Annotated in this window: 16 protein-coding genes; 8 read left to right on the forward strand and 8 right to left on the reverse strand. The window is 61.6% G+C overall.

All coding sequences use genetic code 11. The annotated features are described in order from the left end of the window. Positions 1 to 19 precede the first annotated feature (19 nt). Positions 20 to 400 (reverse strand): response regulator, encoded by a 381-nt coding sequence (locus OPC11_RS18815; protein WP_007978150.1) that lies wholly within the window; start codon positions 398 to 400, stop codon positions 20 to 22. Further along, on the reverse strand, positions 393 to 1,871 hold the full coding sequence (locus tag OPC11_RS18820; protein ID WP_264782954.1) for an ATPase domain-containing protein: 1,479 nt from the start codon (positions 1,869 to 1,871) through the stop codon (positions 393 to 395). The genes OPC11_RS18815 and OPC11_RS18820 overlap by 8 nt, the downstream gene beginning before the upstream one ends. Positions 1,872 to 2,021: 150 nt before the next feature. On the opposite strand from OPC11_RS18820, the gene OPC11_RS18825 reads away from it, so the two are divergent. Beyond that, complete coding sequence (locus OPC11_RS18825; protein ID WP_007978148.1) at positions 2,022 to 2,705, forward strand: cyclase family protein; 684 nt, start codon at positions 2,022 to 2,024, stop codon at positions 2,703 to 2,705. 25 nt (positions 2,706 to 2,730) lie between these two features. Then, on the forward strand, positions 2,731 to 2,970 hold the full coding sequence (locus tag OPC11_RS18830) for a hypothetical protein (RefSeq protein WP_007978147.1): 240 nt from the start codon (positions 2,731 to 2,733) through the stop codon (positions 2,968 to 2,970). A 59-nt stretch (positions 2,971 to 3,029) separates the two neighbouring features. On the opposite strand, the gene OPC11_RS18835 is transcribed toward OPC11_RS18830, so the two are convergent. The 3 genes from OPC11_RS18835 to OPC11_RS18845 are packed head-to-tail and all read right to left on the reverse strand — an operon-like array spanning position 3,030 to position 6,379. After that, positions 3,030 to 4,097 (reverse strand): ABC transporter permease subunit, encoded by a 1,068-nt coding sequence (locus tag OPC11_RS18835; protein WP_007978146.1) that lies wholly within the window; start codon positions 4,095 to 4,097, stop codon positions 3,030 to 3,032. Next, the gene (locus tag OPC11_RS18840) at positions 4,094 to 5,086 is read right to left on the reverse strand and encodes a sugar ABC transporter permease (RefSeq protein ID WP_007978145.1); all 993 of its coding nucleotides are present in this window, start codon (positions 5,084 to 5,086) and stop codon (positions 4,094 to 4,096) included. The genes OPC11_RS18835 and OPC11_RS18840 overlap by 4 nt, the downstream gene beginning before the upstream one ends. 9 nt (positions 5,087 to 5,095) lie before the next feature. Next, a complete protein-coding gene (locus OPC11_RS18845) occupies positions 5,096 to 6,379 on the reverse strand; it encodes an extracellular solute-binding protein (RefSeq protein ID WP_264782955.1) in 1,284 nt (427 codons plus the stop codon). 190 nt (positions 6,380 to 6,569) lie between these two features. Here OPC11_RS18845 and OPC11_RS18850 point away from each other — a divergent pair, with 190 nt between their 5' ends. The 3 genes from OPC11_RS18850 to OPC11_RS18860 all read left to right on the forward strand — a co-directional run bounded on the left by OPC11_RS18850 (position 6,570) and on the right by OPC11_RS18860 (position 9,521). Further along, positions 6,570 to 7,697, forward strand: coding sequence for an ABC transporter ATP-binding protein (locus OPC11_RS18850; protein WP_264782956.1), 1,128 nt, complete (start codon positions 6,570 to 6,572; stop codon positions 7,695 to 7,697). A 593-nt stretch (positions 7,698 to 8,290) separates the two neighbouring features. After that, a complete protein-coding gene (locus tag OPC11_RS18855) occupies positions 8,291 to 9,142 on the forward strand; it encodes a hypothetical protein (protein ID WP_264782957.1) in 852 nt (283 codons plus the stop codon). A 58-nt stretch (positions 9,143 to 9,200) separates the two neighbouring features. Next, positions 9,201 to 9,521 carry a hypothetical protein gene (locus tag OPC11_RS18860; protein ID WP_264782958.1) on the forward strand — a complete coding sequence of 107 codons (321 nt, stop codon included), beginning with the start codon at positions 9,201 to 9,203 and terminating at the stop codon, positions 9,519 to 9,521. A gap of 242 nt (positions 9,522 to 9,763) precedes the next feature. Here the strand turns inward: OPC11_RS18860 and OPC11_RS18865 are convergent, their stop codons facing one another. Next, on the reverse strand, positions 9,764 to 11,809 hold the full coding sequence (locus OPC11_RS18865; RefSeq protein ID WP_264782959.1) for a glycoside hydrolase family 15 protein: 2,046 nt from the start codon (positions 11,807 to 11,809) through the stop codon (positions 9,764 to 9,766). A gap of 105 nt (positions 11,810 to 11,914) precedes the next feature. Between OPC11_RS18865 and OPC11_RS18870 the strand changes: the two genes are divergently transcribed. Further along, complete coding sequence (locus OPC11_RS18870; RefSeq protein WP_264782960.1) at positions 11,915 to 14,029, forward strand: alpha-amylase family glycosyl hydrolase; 2,115 nt, start codon at positions 11,915 to 11,917, stop codon at positions 14,027 to 14,029. A 26-nt stretch (positions 14,030 to 14,055) separates the two neighbouring features. After that, positions 14,056 to 15,114, forward strand: a complete 1,059-nt coding sequence (locus tag OPC11_RS18875; RefSeq protein WP_007978133.1) for a TrmB family transcriptional regulator sugar-binding domain-containing protein — start codon at positions 14,056 to 14,058, stop codon at positions 15,112 to 15,114. On the opposite strand, the gene OPC11_RS18880 is transcribed toward OPC11_RS18875, so the two are convergent. Next, entirely contained in the window at positions 15,108 to 15,479 is a 372-nt protein-coding gene (locus tag OPC11_RS18880) for a DUF4112 domain-containing protein (protein WP_007978130.1), read from the reverse strand. The genes OPC11_RS18875 and OPC11_RS18880 overlap by 7 nt on opposite strands. Before the next feature lie 163 nt (positions 15,480 to 15,642). Here OPC11_RS18880 and OPC11_RS18885 point away from each other — a divergent pair, with 163 nt between their 5' ends. Continuing rightward, complete coding sequence (locus OPC11_RS18885; protein WP_007978128.1) at positions 15,643 to 16,368, forward strand: FAD-binding oxidoreductase; 726 nt, start codon at positions 15,643 to 15,645, stop codon at positions 16,366 to 16,368. Positions 16,369 to 16,389: 21 nt separating this feature from the next. On the opposite strand, the gene OPC11_RS18890 is transcribed toward OPC11_RS18885, so the two are convergent. Further along, entirely contained in the window at positions 16,390 to 16,797 is a 408-nt protein-coding gene (locus OPC11_RS18890; protein ID WP_264782961.1) for a VOC family protein, read from the reverse strand. Positions 16,798 to 16,897 lie beyond the last annotated feature (100 nt).

Below are 16,897 nucleotides of genomic sequence, written 5' to 3' on the forward strand. Positions count from 1 at the left end.
CTCGGAAGTCCCGTTCAGGTTAGCGGTTCATGCGGATGTATTCCATCAGACCGCGTATCGTCGCCTGCAAGTCCGCCTTATCGACCGGCTTTTCGAGGATGGTCTGTGCACCTCGGCTGACCGCCTTTTGGCGCATCGCGGGCGGAATCTGTGCCGCGAGGACGAGCATGGGAATATCGCGGTCGTTGAGTTGTTCACAGCGCTTCCAGATGTCCTCGGTGAAGCCGTCCACGTCCAAAACGGCGAGGGCAACGTCGTCACGCTGTTCGAGCAGGGCGTCGAACTCGTCCATGCTGGTCGCGATTTCGACGTCGTAGCCGCCGTTTTTGAGGAGGTCGGCGAGGAGTTCGAGGTTTCGCTCCCGTTTTCCCAGCGCGAGGATGAGGGCCGCCTCACTCATTGGCCGACTCCGAACGTTCCCGTGCCAACTCAGGAGAGCCGGAGAGAACGCCGCTGAGTTCGGTCAGCGGTTCGCCGACTTTGAGACCGTGTTCCGTGATCTGGAACTCGCGGAGCATCCGTTCGAAGTCGCTGGTTCGTTTTTTCAGCACGCCGATGGCCTTGCGCATCTCGCCGGAAACTTCGAGATGCCGGAGGAAAACGATATTGTCGGCGAGATAGCTGATTCCCGCCTCCGTCGCCTGAAACTCGCCGGTTACGGTGTCGATTTCGTCCACCAGAATGACGGTGATACCCATGTTCTTCAGATAGCGACAGAGGGTGTGGAGTTTGCGGACCAGTACGCGGTCGTCGTCGTCGTCACGGAGCGACAGTTTGTAGCCGTCGATACCGTCTATCATGACGATACTGGTGTCGTTCTCCTCGACGTCCGTTCGAACACGGTGGGCGAACTCGGTCGCCGAGCAGTCGAGGGGTTTCATCTCCTCGACGGAGAGCGACCCCTGTTCTTCCATCCGCCGAACCGGGATGTTGATGTTCTCGCTCCGTTCGCGGAACGTCTCCAGCGTCTCCTCGAACATGTACATGACGGAGCGTTCTCCCCGCCCGGCGGCCTCCTTCATGAACTGCGTTCCGACGGTCGTCTTCCCGACGCCGGTCGGACCGCTGAGGATGGTGATGGTGCCGCGCTCGAAGCCGCCGTGGAGGAGTTGGTCAACCTCCGGGACGCCGGAGGAGATGGATTCCAACTCGAACTCCCCGGAGTGATTTGCGGGGTTCAGTTCGGGAAACACCGCGATACCCCCGTCCGTAATGCGCATCGCGTGGTTGCCCTCGTTGACCGACGACCCGCGGAACTTCGGCACGCTGATGGTGCGACCGTACGCGGAGTGTTCGAGTTCGATAGTGCCGTCTGTCATGTACTGCAGGTCGTCGTCGGACGACTCGTCGCTGTGTTGGGACGTGAACAGGACCGTCGCACCCTGCTCTTTCAGGTAGTGCATGAACGCGATGACCTGCTTTCGGAACTGGTACTCGTCGGACGTGAGATGGCGAAGACGAGTGAGCGGGTCGATGAACACCCGGTCCGGGTCGATGGATTCGACACGCTCGGTTATCGCCTGCGTGAGCGGTTCCTGTTCGACCTCGCTCGGCGTGAAGATGTCGTAGGATTGCTCGTCCACGAACACGTCCGAATCCGGGCTCAAATCGAGAAAGTGAACGTTCGAAAGGTCGATATCAAGCGTCGAAGCGTTGTCGCGGATGTCGTCTTCTGACTCCTCGAGATTGACGAACAACACCGTCTCGTCCGACTCGACACCGGCGGTGAGATACTTCATCCCGAGAATCGTCTTCCCCGTCCCCGGGTCGCCACGAAGGAGATAGCTTCGTTCCGCGATAAACCCCCCGCGTAGAATCTCGTCGAGACCCGGTGTTCCGGTCGATATTTTTGTCAGATTTGAATCACTCATGCGCGCGTTGCTATAAATATCTATCCTCGCGATATATTTCTATCGAAACACGGAATCCGTAATCGAAGGGGCGAGTGGTAGTTATACAGGGATTTAAGTGAAAACGCGAGCGGCGGGACTTTACCGCGACGACGCGAAAACCGGGCGAGGATGTTCCGCGATTGTACCCATCCCTTGACCCCCGCGACAACGGTGTACCCCGGCGACCCGACGTTCGAACGCACCCCGCACGCGACGCACGACGAGGACGGCTACTGCGTCACCCGACTCGAACTCGGAACCCACAGCGGGACGCACGTCGATGCGCCGAGTCACACCGAACCCGACGGTCGAACCCTCGATTCGTTTCCCGTCGAGACGTTCGCCTTCGACGCCCTCCGCATCGACGTCCGCGATAAGGCGCCGCGCGAACCCATCGAACGGGCCGATCTGCCCGACCCGACGGACGACGAGTTGCTCGTCTTCCACACCGGATGGGACGACCACTGGGGGACGGACGCCTACTTCGACCACCCGTATCTCACGGCCGACGCGGCGGCGTGGTGCGCCGACCGCGACTACCACGTCGCCATCGACGCCCTCAACGTGGACCCCACGCCGACCGAGAACGCGAGAGACGACGAACCCGACGGCGTGCCCGCCCACCACGAGCTCCTCGGCGCGGACCACCTCATCGTGGAGAACCTGACGAACCTCGACGGCCTTCCCCGACGGTTTCGACTTTCGGCGTTTCCGCTGGCAGTGGAAGACGCGGACGGCGCGCCGATTCGAGCGGTTGCGGAGTTCTGGGGAGAGGAGAACGTAGCGAGACGAACTGACGAACCGACAGATTGAATCCCGGTCGAAAATATCGGGATTCATGGATGACGCCTTCCGAATTCGACTGAACCTCATCGTCCTCCTGTTGCTCGTCTGCGCCTCGTTCCTCGGAGCCATCGCCGTCGGCGTGACGGGTGGGGAGGCGCTCGGTACGGCGATGCTCTTTTTGGCCGTGTTCGCCGGACTCTGCCTCCTTCTCGTAGAGGAGTGGAAGTCCGGCGTCGAGGACGAGTTGAAACCTGCCGACGGTGCAAACGCCGAGGAGTCCGAAAGCGAATAGCGAGAACTGATTTCGAACCGAAGAGCGGAGAAAAACGTCGAAAACCCGCTCTCGTCCGGTCAACCTTCCATGCCGCCGAACGAGAGCCCGCTCTCGATGTAGCGCTGGGCGAACAGGTACACGAGCACGATGGGCGTGGCGAACGTCAGCGCGAAGGCCGAGAACCGCGCCCACGGCGTCGAGTACTGTCCGACGAGGCTGTACAGGCCCACGGGAAGGGTGTACTTGCTCGTGCTGAGCAGGAGTTGCGCGACGATGAACTCCGTCCAGCCGGTGAGGAAACTGAAGACGAGCACCGTCGCCAGCCCCGCCTTCGACAGCGGGATGATTATCTCCCAGACGATGCGCCACGAGGGAGCGCCGTCCATCATCGCGGCTTCCTCGTACGAGGTCGGGATGTTGTCCATGTAGGTCTTCAACAGCCACGTGTTGAACGGGACGGCCGTCGCCGCGTAGTAGGCCGCCAGCGCCAGTTTGCTGTTGTCGAGGCCGAACTGGACGAACGTGGCGTAGAGCGCGATGAGCGCCGCTACGCCGAGCCCGCCGCCGATTTGGGTGAACAGGACGTACAGGTAGAGCACCTTCGACCGGAAGAGGAACTTTCGGCGCGAGAGCGCGTAGGCCGCCGGAATAACGATGGCCATGGTCAGGATGACGGTCGGCACCGCGACGGTGAAGCTGTTCCAGAGGAACAGCGGGAACTCCGAACAGCCGTCGAAGCGCGCGCAGTTCACCGTGGTCGAGACGCCGGGCGTGTGCAACGCGATTTCCGTCCCGAACAGGTGGATAGCGACGGTGTAGCTCGGAATCTCCATCCCGCCGAGCACCCAGAGGTACGCGTCGAACGAGGGTTTCTTCGGGAGGAGATGGATGCCGCTCGAACTGTAGAGCGACCCGCCGCTTCCCGAGAGCGAGGCGAGGAAAATCCAGTAGATGGGGAACAGCAACGCGCCGACCATCAGCAGCGCGAACGCGGTGGCGAGGAGCTTCGCCGCGACGAGACGCGGCGACACCTCGCCGGTCCGAAGGCCGACGACGGTGTACCGAACCGATTCGAGGGTGCGACCCGGTGCGCCGAGGGCGTGTCGAACGTCGTCCGCGAACCCGCCGAGAATGCCGTCGCTCATTCGTCCACCCCCTCGGCGAGGCGGCCGCGTTTGACGTTCAGGAACATGAAGCCGCTGATGACGACGAGCGTCGCGGTCATGATTGCGGCCCCTTTGCCGTACTTGTCGAAGCGGAACGCCTCGCGGTAGCCGTACACGATGAGCAGTTCGTTCTGGCGGAGCGGACCGCCCTTGTTCATCACGTACGGGATGAGGAACTGCTGGAACGACGCCGCCGCCGTCAGAATCGACGCGAAGAGGACGGGGCGTTTGATGGACGGGAGCGTGACGTGCAGGAATCGGTTGAAGAAGCCCGCGCCGTCAACCATCGCCGCGTCGTGGAGTTCCTCGGGAACGTCCTGGAGCGCGCTGACGATGATGATGACCATGAACGGGTAGGCCAACCACGCCTCGGTGATGTTGTAGGCCAGAAACGCCGTCCAGCGCTGGTCGAGCCACAGTATCGGCTGGAGGTGGAGTCCATTCAACACCTGATTCGCCAACCCGTACCGGGCGTTGCTGAAGATACCGCGCCAGACGGTGATGGTGAAGATGGTGGGAAGCCCCATCGGGATGATGATGAGCGAGCGCATGTAGCGCCGACCGATGACGTAGGGGTTGGTCAGCACGAGCGCGATACCGATGCTCAGCGCGACCTTGAGCGAGACGCTGGTGGCGACGAAGAGCCACGAGATACCCATCGAGTTCCAAAAGCCCTCGTTGAGCGGGAGGGTTGTGCTGAACCCGAAGAGGACCAACTTGAAGTGCGGCGCGCCGAACAGCACGTTCGCGTAGTTCTCGAAGCCGACGAACGAGAAACTGTTCGTGAACAGCGTCAGGTTCGTCGCGTCCGTGAACGACAGGTACACCGAGTAGAGGATGGGATAGAACATGAACGCCGAGAACAGAAACAGCCCCGGCAGTACCAGTAGTAGGGGCAAATCGTCCCGGTCGAACACGGGGTTTTCCAGCGCTTGCGCGCCGCGTGTGAACGTCGAGCGAATACTCATTGCGAGGCCTTATTCCCAGTTCTGCTTGATGGTCGTTTCCGCCTCTTCGAAGGCCGGTTTGGCGTCCTGCTTGCCTTTGAGCACCTTGAGGAAGGCGTTTTTCACCGGGTCCCACACCTTGTTCATGTGCGGGGCGGTCGGCATGGGTTCACCCATAGTGACGGATTCGGAGAAGCCTTTGACCGCCGCCGGGAGGTCGTCGCTTCCCGCGAGGTCCTTGTGGACCGGGATGAAGCCGTGGTCCTCGGCGAGTCCGAGGAGGAGGTCGGTGTTCGTGGTGTGCCACTCGGCGAACTTCCGACCGGCCGTGGCGTTCTTGCCACCCTCGTTCATCTTCTTGGCGAAGTACCACATCTTGACGCCGGTGTACGGTTTGGGCTCGCCACCCTTCGGTTTCGGTAACGGAGCGACGCCGACGTCCAGACCGGCGTCCCGGACGGTGCCGAGGTACCACGGGCCGTTGATGGCGAACGGGGCGTTGCCCTCGTTGAACACGGCGGCCTGCGGGTCGTACTTCTGGTCTTTCGGCGAGTATTTCGCCAGTTCGTCGCGCACGAACCGGAAGCCCTTGAGCGTCTCCGGTTTCGTGAGGCCGAGTTCGTCCTTCTCCTCGTCGTAGTAGAAGCCGCCGAACGATTGCGCGTAGCCGCTGATGAAGTAGGGGTCGATGGGGTACGAGAGGCCGTACTTTCCGTTCGCCGGGTCGTGGTGCTCGTCCATGATGGACTGCATCTCGCTCACCGTCTCTGGCGGTTCGTCCACCATATCCTTGTTATAGAGCAGCGCGACCGTCTCCGCGGCGTACGGCAGGCCGAGCGTCTCGCCGTTGAACTGGACCGCCCGTGCCGCCGCGCTGGTGTACGTCGATTCTGGGTCGACCGAAAGCTTGTCACTCTGGTCCGAGAGGAACCCGGCGAGTTGGTACTCGCCGACCCAATCGTGAGCCCACTGGAACATGTGTGGTCCCTTCCCGGCGGGGAGTTTGTTCTCGATGGTCTTCTGCAGGTCCGAAATTTCGGAGAGTTGTATCGAGTCGCCGGTCTTCTCGTGGAACGCCGTCACGTTCGCTTCGAGACTCTTTTTCGGTCCCTTCGGGCGCGAGTGCCAGAGCTGTGCGGTCCCGCCGTTCGTCTGGTCGTTCCCGCCGTTGCCGTCGCCACCGTCTCCGTCGCCGTTCGACGTTTCCTCGCCGCTCGCGTCCTTGTCGTCGTCGTTCACGCTGATACAACCCGCGAGGGTGATACCGGCCAGTGCACCGCCTGTCTGTAGGAATTTCCGCCGTGGGTACGACATGAGTTATCCGTTATGAAATATGACTTCACGTATTTAACCGTTAGGGATTTTCGTGTCGTTTTTGAATCGACATATTCGAGAGAAGCAGTTAGGCGGTCGATTTTGCCGCCTAAAAGTGATATGAAATATCCCATCACAGATTTGGCGTGATGGGAAAGAACTTTACCGTGGTACGACACCACACGAGGTAATGGCAAAGCTTCGACTGGAGACCCTCAGAAAGGAGTTCGACCGCGGGCAGATCGTCGCGGTGGACGACCTCAGCCTCGACATCGAGGACGGGGAGTTCGTCACGCTGGTCGGCCCGTCCGGGTGCGGAAAGACGACGACGCTCCGCATGATAGCCGGATTGGAAAGCGCCACCAGCGGTCACATCTACATCGGCGACGAGGACGTGACGGACGTCCACGCGAAAAACCGCGACGTGGCGATGGTGTTCCAGAACTACGCGCTCTACCCGCACAAGACCGTCGAGGAGAACATGGGCTTCGGCCTCCGGATGAGCACCGACCTCACGAAGGAGGAACGGCACGAGCGGGTGTACGAGGCCGCCGAGATGATGGGTATCGAGGACCTTCTCTCGGACAAACCCGACGAGTTATCCGGCGGGCAGAAACAGCGCGTGGCGCTCGGCCGCGCCATCGTCCGCGAACCCGACATCTTCCTCTTCGACGAGCCGCTCTCGAACCTCGACGCCAAACTCAGGACCACGATGCGCACCGAAATCCAGCGCATCCAGCAGGAACTCGGGATCACGTCGGTGTACGTCACGCACGACCAAGAGGAGGCGATGACGATGGGCGACCGAATCGTCATCCTCCGCGACGGCGAACTCCAGCAGATGGGCGCGCCGACGGACGTGTACGACCGGCCGACGAACCGCTTCGTCGGCGGCTTCATCGGCTCGCCGAGCATGAACTTCATCGACGTCGACGCGACGCGCGAGGGCGGGACCGTCGTCCTCGCGGACCGCGACGGCTCGTTCTCCTGTCGTCTCCCGTCGTCGTTCGCCGACCGAATCCGGGACGTGGACGGAGAGTTCACCGTCGGCATCCGCCCGGAGGACATCTTCCCCGCGAGCGAGCGGGACGAAAACGTCCTCACGACCACCGTGGAGGTCGTCGAACCCATCGGAAGCGATAACTACCTCTACCTCGACGCGGCCGAGGACTTCATCGCGCGGGTCGATTCCGACGTCGAACCGGAACCCGGCGAGACGATTCGAGTCACGTTCGCGGAGGACGACGTGCACGTCTTCGACGGGGAGAGTGGTGGGGTCATCCGAAGCGAGAAAGAAACCGCAAAAGCGTCGGTCTGAGGTTCGAATCCGGGAGCATCCGCGATTTTTTGAGGGGGGTCAACTAGCCGTTCGTAGGTACTAGCGTGGTCGAGATCATCGATCAGTGTATTCGTGCAGCGTTACTGCTCCTTCTTTTGACTCTCGTACTTAGACGCGTTTCGAATTACTGAGCTAAATTAACGCTGATCTAATATCACAGATGTGAAACTCGACCAGCTCTTCATCGTTGAGGAGCATCGGGGGTGCACACAGGGAGTTCAAGAATATATTAAATGTTTAATTATTGAAATTAAATGATCTACCTATTGCGACTACCGGAGCCGTATAGCGGGCGCTTGGCCGCCGGCAGCACTGTATAAATTCAGATCCCCAACATATATTCTGTCGTTGAGAGCTTGATACTGCCTTTGGTGGTTATAGTAATTTAGCCGCCTACACCGTCTCGCTAAGCAGCTCTTGGTTGAACAGCGACACAAAACCACTGGGAAGATTATTCCTCAAACTGATTTAACTGAATATCGTCCGTTTAATAAATATATACCCTATAGAATAATATTAATTTACATCTATATGAGAAGAGTTATGTATGTCTAAGAGAAAGATAAAATACAATGTCAGACAAGAATTGGAAAAACCCAATGAACCGGCGTAAAATTTTGAAAACCACGGGCGCAGCTGTTGGGAGCAGTTTGACCCTCGGTGCGACTGGAACCGCCGCTGCAGCTGGCAGCAGTGACGGGAGCAACCAGAAATGCGGTATGCAAGAAATTAGCACAGAGGGAGACCTTATAGTTACGCTCGTCGAAGCACTCGGAGAGAAGTTCCTATTCAAAGAGGCTGCTGCACATAGAAACGCAGATGTCTCTAGCCAATCCGCTGTCACAACGTACGAAGCTACCGAGAGCGGCTATCCGCTTGAGTTCCATAAAATCGACTCATCGATTACTGCAAGTGACATCAACAGCGACGGAACAATTCAGACCCAAGGCGTAAGTTCTCAAGGCATCCACATCACCCCGGAGAATTTCGTCAAGCGATACGATGTCGTCACGAAGCGAATTTCCACCTCCTGTGGTGATATCGCGTTCAATGACCATGATGCAATCGAATTCTACTTCGAGGGCGGTGGAGCGTTCTCCACTATCGGAATTGCAGGCCTCGCAAGTATCCTCTGCTATGCGGCTGGTGCTAGCGCTGCGATTCCGACGGGAGGACTCAGTGGTGCGCTTGCTGCAGGTATCTGTGGGATGTTTACGGCAGCAGTCGATGCGGCCATTGACGTCGACGAAATCCCGAACAATGTTAAGATGTCGTTGGCGCTCTGGGATTACGACGAAGATCAGATAATCAACATCAGTCCGAGTATCGCGTTGGGTATCGCACCCGGCTATGGAGTCCACTGGAACCAGATGCCTCAAGTCGGAGAGTACGACGTCGATCTCCATCTAGGTCTACCACAGTAGAGTTGCGTAACCAGAAGATTATTACACACAGACACACACATTTATACTACAATTTAGCATGAGTGTGAATTCCCTACGTACCGACGGGTGGGTAGATGTTGCCTCCTTCCTTCTAATGGCGATAGTGGCAGTGTATTTTTGGTATATGAATGATCTGTACCTGAACTGGCTAGTACTTGTTGCCGGTATTGGCGCGGGTGTTCTGATATATAAAATATATAAGATACCGGAAGATCACCCCGTGGCTGCATTCCCAATCACGATATTGGTCATCGTTGCTATGATCACGATGATGATGATAAAATCATTGGTCATCGGTGTTGTCGCCGCATTAACGGTTGTAACTTCGATCAAAGTGTACGAAGTGTACCTGTCGTAACGAGTGCGGCGCTGCCGTCGGCAGCGAAAACCGTACACTGCTCTTGTGAAGGAGAATGTGAATGGGGCGAGCGGGAGTTGAAAATCGAAGCGGGCACAGTGCACCGTGCCTGCGATGTCCGATATGTTGCGAGTAATTTCGTATTTTGTCCGGGGAGGCGAGCAGCAAACGCATGTCGGTAGTGGCTCTATCCGGCACTTAGACGGCCACGGACGCCAAAAACCCCCATACAAACACCGATTTCAGTCCAGCGACGATTTCACTTCTTCGGATTCCAACGCGTCCCGTTCGTCCAGCGCCGCGACCGTCGCCAGTCGAATCGCGTGGGGCCATCCGAGCGGCGTCGCGCTGTCGGCCGCGCCCGCGTCGAAGAACTGTTCCGGGAGGTAGCCGCTGTCCGCACAGAGCGGTCCGTCCGGCAGGAGAAGCGCGAGCAGGTCGCGGGAACGGCGCGAGAACGCCTCGGCGCGCCGGTCGTCGCGGTCGGAAAGCAGGTCGGCCAGTTCGCTCGCGGCGTTGGCACCCCACGCCGTCGAAACCGTCCATATTTTGGGTGCGTCCTGTTCGCGGAGCCGCCAGTCGTCGGCCTCGAACCGGGCGAGGCCGCGGATATCGCTCTCGTCCGGGTCGCGCCAGAGGCCGTCGAGGACGACCTCGGTGTGGGAGACAATGCGGTCCACCTGTTCCGCGTCGAGGGTGACGACTGCCGCCGCGGCGCGGTGTGCGGCCGCGAGCGCGAGCGCGCTGGAATCCAGTCGTTCGTCGCGTTCGCCGTCGACGAGTCGAAGCGCGTAGAACTCGCCCGTCCACAGTTCGTTCAGTCCGTCCAGGACCGCGTTCGCGCCGTCCAACGCGCGGTCCCGTAGGTCGTCGGCCACCGGCGCGCGGGCGAGCGCGGCGTACGCTTCGAGGTACGTCGCGGCGGTGTGGGCGAACCGTCCGGTCATGTTCTCCCACGCGTTCTGGCAGTGGACCGGCAAGCCGTCGGCTTCGAGCGTGTCGTCGAGACCGTCGAGCGCCGCCCGGAGCGTCTCCCGAACCGTCGATTCGAGGTCCGAATCGAGATTCTGCGTTCGGAGGTAGGTAGCGAGGAACGCGATGACGCTCCCCGTCTGGTCGGCCTGATAATCCGCCCCGTCGCCCGCCTCGACGCGGGCGTTCGCCCATCCGGGCGCGATGGTTCCGTCGTGGGGCCAGACGCGGTGGGGCCACGTGCCGTCGTCGCGTTGCGTTTCGCAGTAGAGGCGCGCGCTTCGGGCGTGCCAGTCCGACAGCGAGAGGTCGAAGTGGCCGTCCGCGGCGAGCAGGAACCGCGAGATTTCCGCGTCGTCGCGGAACCACGTGTAGCCGTAGCCGCCGGAGTAGCGGTAGAACGGGTCGAAATCCGGCCCGGCGATGCGCGCGCCGGTATCGGCCGAGAGGAACGAGAGAACGCGCAAATCGTCGGTGACGGCGGTCGCCGTCGGCGCGTCGAGCGTCGCGTCGGGAGACTGATCGGGAGAGCGTTTCCCGGCGGCGGCGCGGAGCGCCTTGGCCGAGTCGTACTTCGATGCAAGTTCCCGAACGCGGGAAAGCGCGTCCTCGCGCGGCGTTTCGCCGTGGTCGGCGAGCAACGAGGCGAGCGTGGCACCCCCGTCGAGCGCGAGCGAGACGACGAGTTCGCCGCTGAGTCTGCTCTCCTCGTATCGCCCTGCGTCGCCCATCGGGGGAACCTCCTGCGGGCGGTCCGAGAGGAGGGTTTCGAAGTTCGCGGGAACGAGACCGTCGATTGCGCTCGGCCGGGGTGCCGCGGCGAGGTAGTCGTGTTCTTCGGCGTGAAACACCTCGACCGCATCGCCGTGGCGGAGTTGGCCGATTCTGTCGTCGCGGCCGTCGGGCGCGAACCCGAGGTAGGCGACGAGTTCGGCGTCGTCTGGTATCCCTTCATTCTCGACGAAACACGTGAGGTGAGCGTCGTCGAGCGTCAGGTCGTACTGGGTGAGCGACCAGCCTTCGGCCTCGTGTTCGGTGACGACGAGGGCGGTGCCGTCGTCGTAGCGCTGCGCCGAGTCGAGCGAGTCGAACCAGACGAGTTCGCCGTTCCGCCGAACGCCGAACCGGGAGCGGTCGATACCGTATCGGCCGGAGAGCGGGTAGGAGTAGTCGCGGAGCGACCCGTGCGGGCCGACGTGGACGAGACGACCGCCGAGACCGGAGAATCGGCCCGCAGTCGTCCGGCGCTCACCGGGGAAACGGGTCGCGTTCCCGCGGTGACGTTTGAAATCGGAAAGTGCGTCACGGAGCGTCATCAGGTACCACCACGAGAAGCGACGGTAAAAGGCTTGGTGAAATAGTCCTTCACAGATTATCGTCGGAGCGCAAGATAGTTAATCCTCCTCTGCGCCGTGGAACACATGCACAGTGTAGCTCCTCCGCGGTTTACCACGGTCGGCCAGTCGGTGGAACTGGCACCGCGCGACCCGGACCCGGACGTTGATTCGGAGTACAGTTGGACCGTCGAAGCACGTCCGAACGGAAGTTCGGCGGTGGTCAGCGACGATGCGGTCGTCCACTTCGCGCCCGACGTTCCCGGCCTCTATCGACTTCGCCTCACCGCGCCCGACGGCGAGCGCGAACGGCTCGTTCGCGCGTTTCCCGACGTGCGCCGCACCGCGCGGTTCGAGTTGCCGCTGTCCGACCTCCCGATACCCCACGAGGAACTGGAGTCCATCTGTATCATGGGACCGTTCAACGAGCAACTCGTGGGACGGGACCGCCCGACCTACGAGGACGGGGCGTACGTGTACGAGACGAAACTGCCGCCCGGGGAGCATCCCTACGGATTCCTGCTGAACGACGACCTCACCGAGCAGGTTCGGGGGACGCTCTCGGTTCCGGGACCGGGACGGCCGCGAATTCGTCTCGACGCGGAGCGGGAGGCGGGAGACGTCCTCGTCACGGCCGACGCGAAAGCCGCACCCGACAGCGACTACGCGGACGACGAACTTGCCGTGGAGTTCTACATCGGCGAGCGCGCTCCCGGCGCGCTCGCCAGCGGGGAGAAACGCGTTCATCGAGTCGAAAGCGACGGACGAACCGTCCGAATCCCGCGCGACGAAATCGCCGACGGGCGACGGGTTCACGCCGTCGCGGTCGGCGAGCGCCACAGCGTCGCCGAGCGCGTGGAGATTCGCGGCGACGACGAAGCGGGTCGAAATCGGAACGCACGGACGCGAATCCACCGACCGAACGACCCGCCGGAGTGGGCGGCGTCGCCGACGGTGTACGAGATTTTCGTCCGGTCCTTCGCGGGGGAGACGGTCGATACCAGCTTCACTGAACTGGAGCGCCGAGTCCCCTACCTCGAATGGCTGGGGGTGGACTGCGTGTGGTTGACCCCGGTTCTGGGGAGTCCGACGACGCACGGCTATCACACGACGAACTACTTCGAAACGGCGGACGACCTCGGCACGCGCGCCGAATTCGAGTCCTTCGTCGCCGCCTGCCACGACGCCGGGATTCGCGTCATCTTCGACCTCGTTATTAACCACTCCTCGCGCGACCACCCCGCGTTCCAGATGAGCGCAGCGGGCGTACCCGAGTACCGGGATTGGTACGTCTGGGAGGAGGATGGGGAAACGGGAGAAACGAAAGCCCAGCGCTACTTCAACTGGGAGCGGATTCCGAACTTCAACTTCGATTCGCTCGCGGTCCGGCGCTTCCTGCTCGACGTGGTGGACGAGTGGGCGGGACTCGTGGACGGGTTCCGATGCGACGTGGCGTGGGGCGTCCCCCACGAGTTCTGGAAAGAGGTCGCCGACCGCGTGCCCGACGATTTCCTGCTCCTCGACGAGACGATTCCGCGCGACCCGGCCTACCACGAGGGCGAGTTCACGATGCACTACGACACGACGCTGTACGGTACGCTGCGCGACATCGGGACGGGCGAAAAACCCGCCTCCGACGTTTTCGACGCACTTGAGGACGCGAAACGCGTCGGGTTCCCCGACAGCGCGGTCCATTTGAGGTACGTCGAGAACCACGACGAATCGCGCTACCGCGAGGAGTGCGGACGCGACGCGCTGAAAGCCGCCGCGGCGGCGACGTTCACGCTCCCCGGCGCGCCGATGATGTACTACGGCCAAGAGCGCGGCATGACCGAATACCGGGGCACGATGCGCTGGGACGACGGCGACGAGGTGTTGACGACCTTCCACCGCTCGCTGTGCGAAACCCGCGACGAGTTGTCCGTCCTTCGGGACGGAACGGTCGAGCGAGTCGAATGGGAGAGCGATTCGGAAGCGGTCGTCGCGTTCGCCCGCGAGATGGACGCCGAACGCGTCGTCGTGGCGCTGAACTTCTCGGAACGGCCGCAATCGGTTCGAATCGACGAACGAATCGAAGCCGAAGACCTGGTAACGGGAAGGCGGATTCCGACGGCGAGACGAGACGACGGCGGAACGCATTCCGGGACCGAACTCCTCGTTTCGGATGTCGTCGTCGTTCGAGCCACCGGGGAAAGTAAATAGATACCCGAGAAACCATGAGCCAAGAAATGGACGACCGTACGCTCTCAGGACTCCTCCGCCAGTTCGGTCTCTCGGAGAAGGAAGTCGATACGTATCTCGCGATTCTCGAACAGGGTGAAGCCAAAGCCAGCACCATCGCCGACGACGCCGGGGTGTCGAAGCGGTACGTCTACAGTACCAGCGAGAAGTTGGCGGAACGCGGGTTCGTGGAGGTGAACGACCACGTCGTCCCGACCATGATTCGTGCCAACCCGCCCGAGCGGGTCATCGGCACGCTCGCCGACCGGGTGGAGACGATGCGGCCCGCCCTCGACGAGCGGTACTCGGCGACGACCAGCGAACCCGACCAGTTCGAGGTCATCAAGTCCCGCGTCACCGTCATCAAGCGGATTCAAAACCGGCTCGCGGCGGCGAACGAGGAGGTCACGCTCTCGATTCCCTACGAACACCTCCCCGAGGTCGCGGGCGAACTCGAAAGCGCGGTCGAGCGCGGGGTGCTCGTGTTGCTCGTCCTCAGCGGCGTCCACCGGGACGACGTGGACGAGGCGGAGTTCGAGGGACTCGCCAGCACGGTCCGCGTGTGGCGCGAACCGATGCCGACGACGCTCACGGTTGACAAGCAGTTCGGCCTCGTCGCGCCGACGGAGATGATAGTCCGCTCGAACAGCGACAAGCAGGCCATCACGTTCGCACAGGAACAGCTCGTGCCGGTCCTCGTCGGGTCGTTCTTCGGCAACTACTGGCCCATGGCGAACGAGGTGTACGCGACGGAACCGGTGGCGCTGCCGAAGACCTTCGACGACTTCCGCTCCGCCGTGTTGCAAGCGACGCTCCACCTCAGGAAAGGAAACAGCATCACCGCGCGCGTCACGGGACGGCCGGTCGGCGAGGAGGCGGACCCCACGACGGTCGAAGGGAGCGTCATCGACGTCCGCCAATCGCTGCTCGAACCGGCGTCGAACGCGTTTCCGGTCGAAGCGGCGCTCGTCCTCGAAACCGAGGACGGCGAAGTGACGGTCGGCGGTTCGGGGTCGTTCGTGGAGGACTTCGAAGCCGAGGCCGTGACGCTCGAGTTCGCTCAGTAACGCTCGACGTGTCGTTCGATGAGGGCCCGGTTCTTCCGATTCGCCTTCCACGCCGCGTCGAAAACAGAACCGAGTACGGGAACCGACCCGCCGAACGTGTCGATTGCGACGTTTGCGAGCATTCGCGCGAGCACGTGACGCGGAACGTCCATTCGGTACCCTTCGAGCGCGATATAGAGCGAGATGAGCGCCGAGGCGAGGTCGCCGCCGACGGGAAGCAAGCCGAGAATCGGGTCCAGACCGACGCGAAACTGGGTCCCGGGGATGCGAAACGCCTCGTCGAGGAGGCGGCTCACCGTTCGTACTCGCTCGATGGATTTCCGCTTACGGCGAGGGAGCGTTTCGGGGATGTCGGCGGTGTTCATGGAGGTATATCCAGGCACTCCGTCGGGATAGGCGTTCCGGCAGTCAGGCGGCCGGGAGGAAGGCGCTCCGGCGGTCGAGCAGGATAAGTCGGCAGTCCAGTAGTCGGGGCATCCGACAGTTCGGCCGGTTCGTTTACGGAGAGGAGTACCGTCAGCGTCGGCCATGCGCGAGGTCGAAATCACGTCGATACATCGGATGACGCCGCGAGTCAAGCAGTTCGAACTCGTCGCGGACGAAGCGTTCGAGTACGAACCAGGCCACCACACCCACCTCCACTTCGAACGGGAGGGCGATGACGGTGATGGAGAAACGGAAGACGGGGAAGTCGTCCGGCCGTACACCGCGACCGGGTTGCCTGGGACGAACAGCATCACGCTGGCGATAAAGCGCTACGACGACGGGACCGCCTCGGTGTACATGCACGACCGCGAACCCGGGGACACCATCGAAATCGAGGAGTTGGACGGCAACCTCTATCTCCGAGACCTCGATTCCGACGTTGCCTTCGTCTCGACTGGAACAGGAATCACGCCGATGATGGCGATGGTGAAACAGTATCTTCGGGACGGGACCGGCCACGCGACCTTCCTCTACGGCGAAAAGACGCAAGAGGACGTGATGTACCGCGAGACGCTGGACCAACTCGAAGCGGAGCACGAGAACCTGACCGTGGTCTACTCGCTCTCGGACGAGGACTGGAGCGGCCGAACGGGACACGTCCAAGCGCACATCGAGGACGTCGTTCCGGACCCCGAAGCGACCGATTTCTACTGCTGTGGCGTCCCGGGAATGGTCGTCGAAACCACGGAGAAACTGGCCGACATCGGCGTCCCGGACGAGCGAATATACAGCGAAGGATGGGAGAAGGACGAAGTTTCCGAAGAGTGATTTCGGAGCGGCACGGCGACTCTACCCGTCGAACTCCCAGTAGGGGTTCCACGCGACTTCCCAGAGGTGTCCGTCCGGGTCGGCAAAGTAGCCGGAGTAGCCGCCCCACTCGGTTTCCGTCGCTGGTTTTACGAGGTCACCGCCCGCCGAAACCGCGTCGCCGAGGACGGAATCGACCTGTTCTCTCGATTCGACGTTGTGGGCGAGTGTGATGCCGTCGAAGCCACGTCCATCGGGCGAAACGGTCGCGTCGTCCGCGAGTGCCGTCCGCGGGTAAAGCGCCAGCCACGTTCCGGCGAGTTCGAAAAAAGCGATGTCTGCGCCGTCCTCGGACTCCTGCATCGGGAGTTCGAGTCCGTCGCGGTAGAACCGAACTGACTCGCCGAGGTCGGCGACGCCGAGCGTGACGATGCTGATTCTGGGGTCCATGACGCGAATCCGACAGGGATGAAGATAAACGTGGCTGTGGTCGTACGGGAACATACGTGGCTGTGGCCTCGGGGAAATGGGGATACACGTAGCTGTGGTG

Source organism: Haladaptatus sp. T7, from assembly GCF_026008575.1.
In the GTDB taxonomy this organism is placed as follows: Archaea; Halobacteriota; Halobacteria; order Halobacteriales; family Haladaptataceae; genus Haladaptatus; species Haladaptatus paucihalophilus.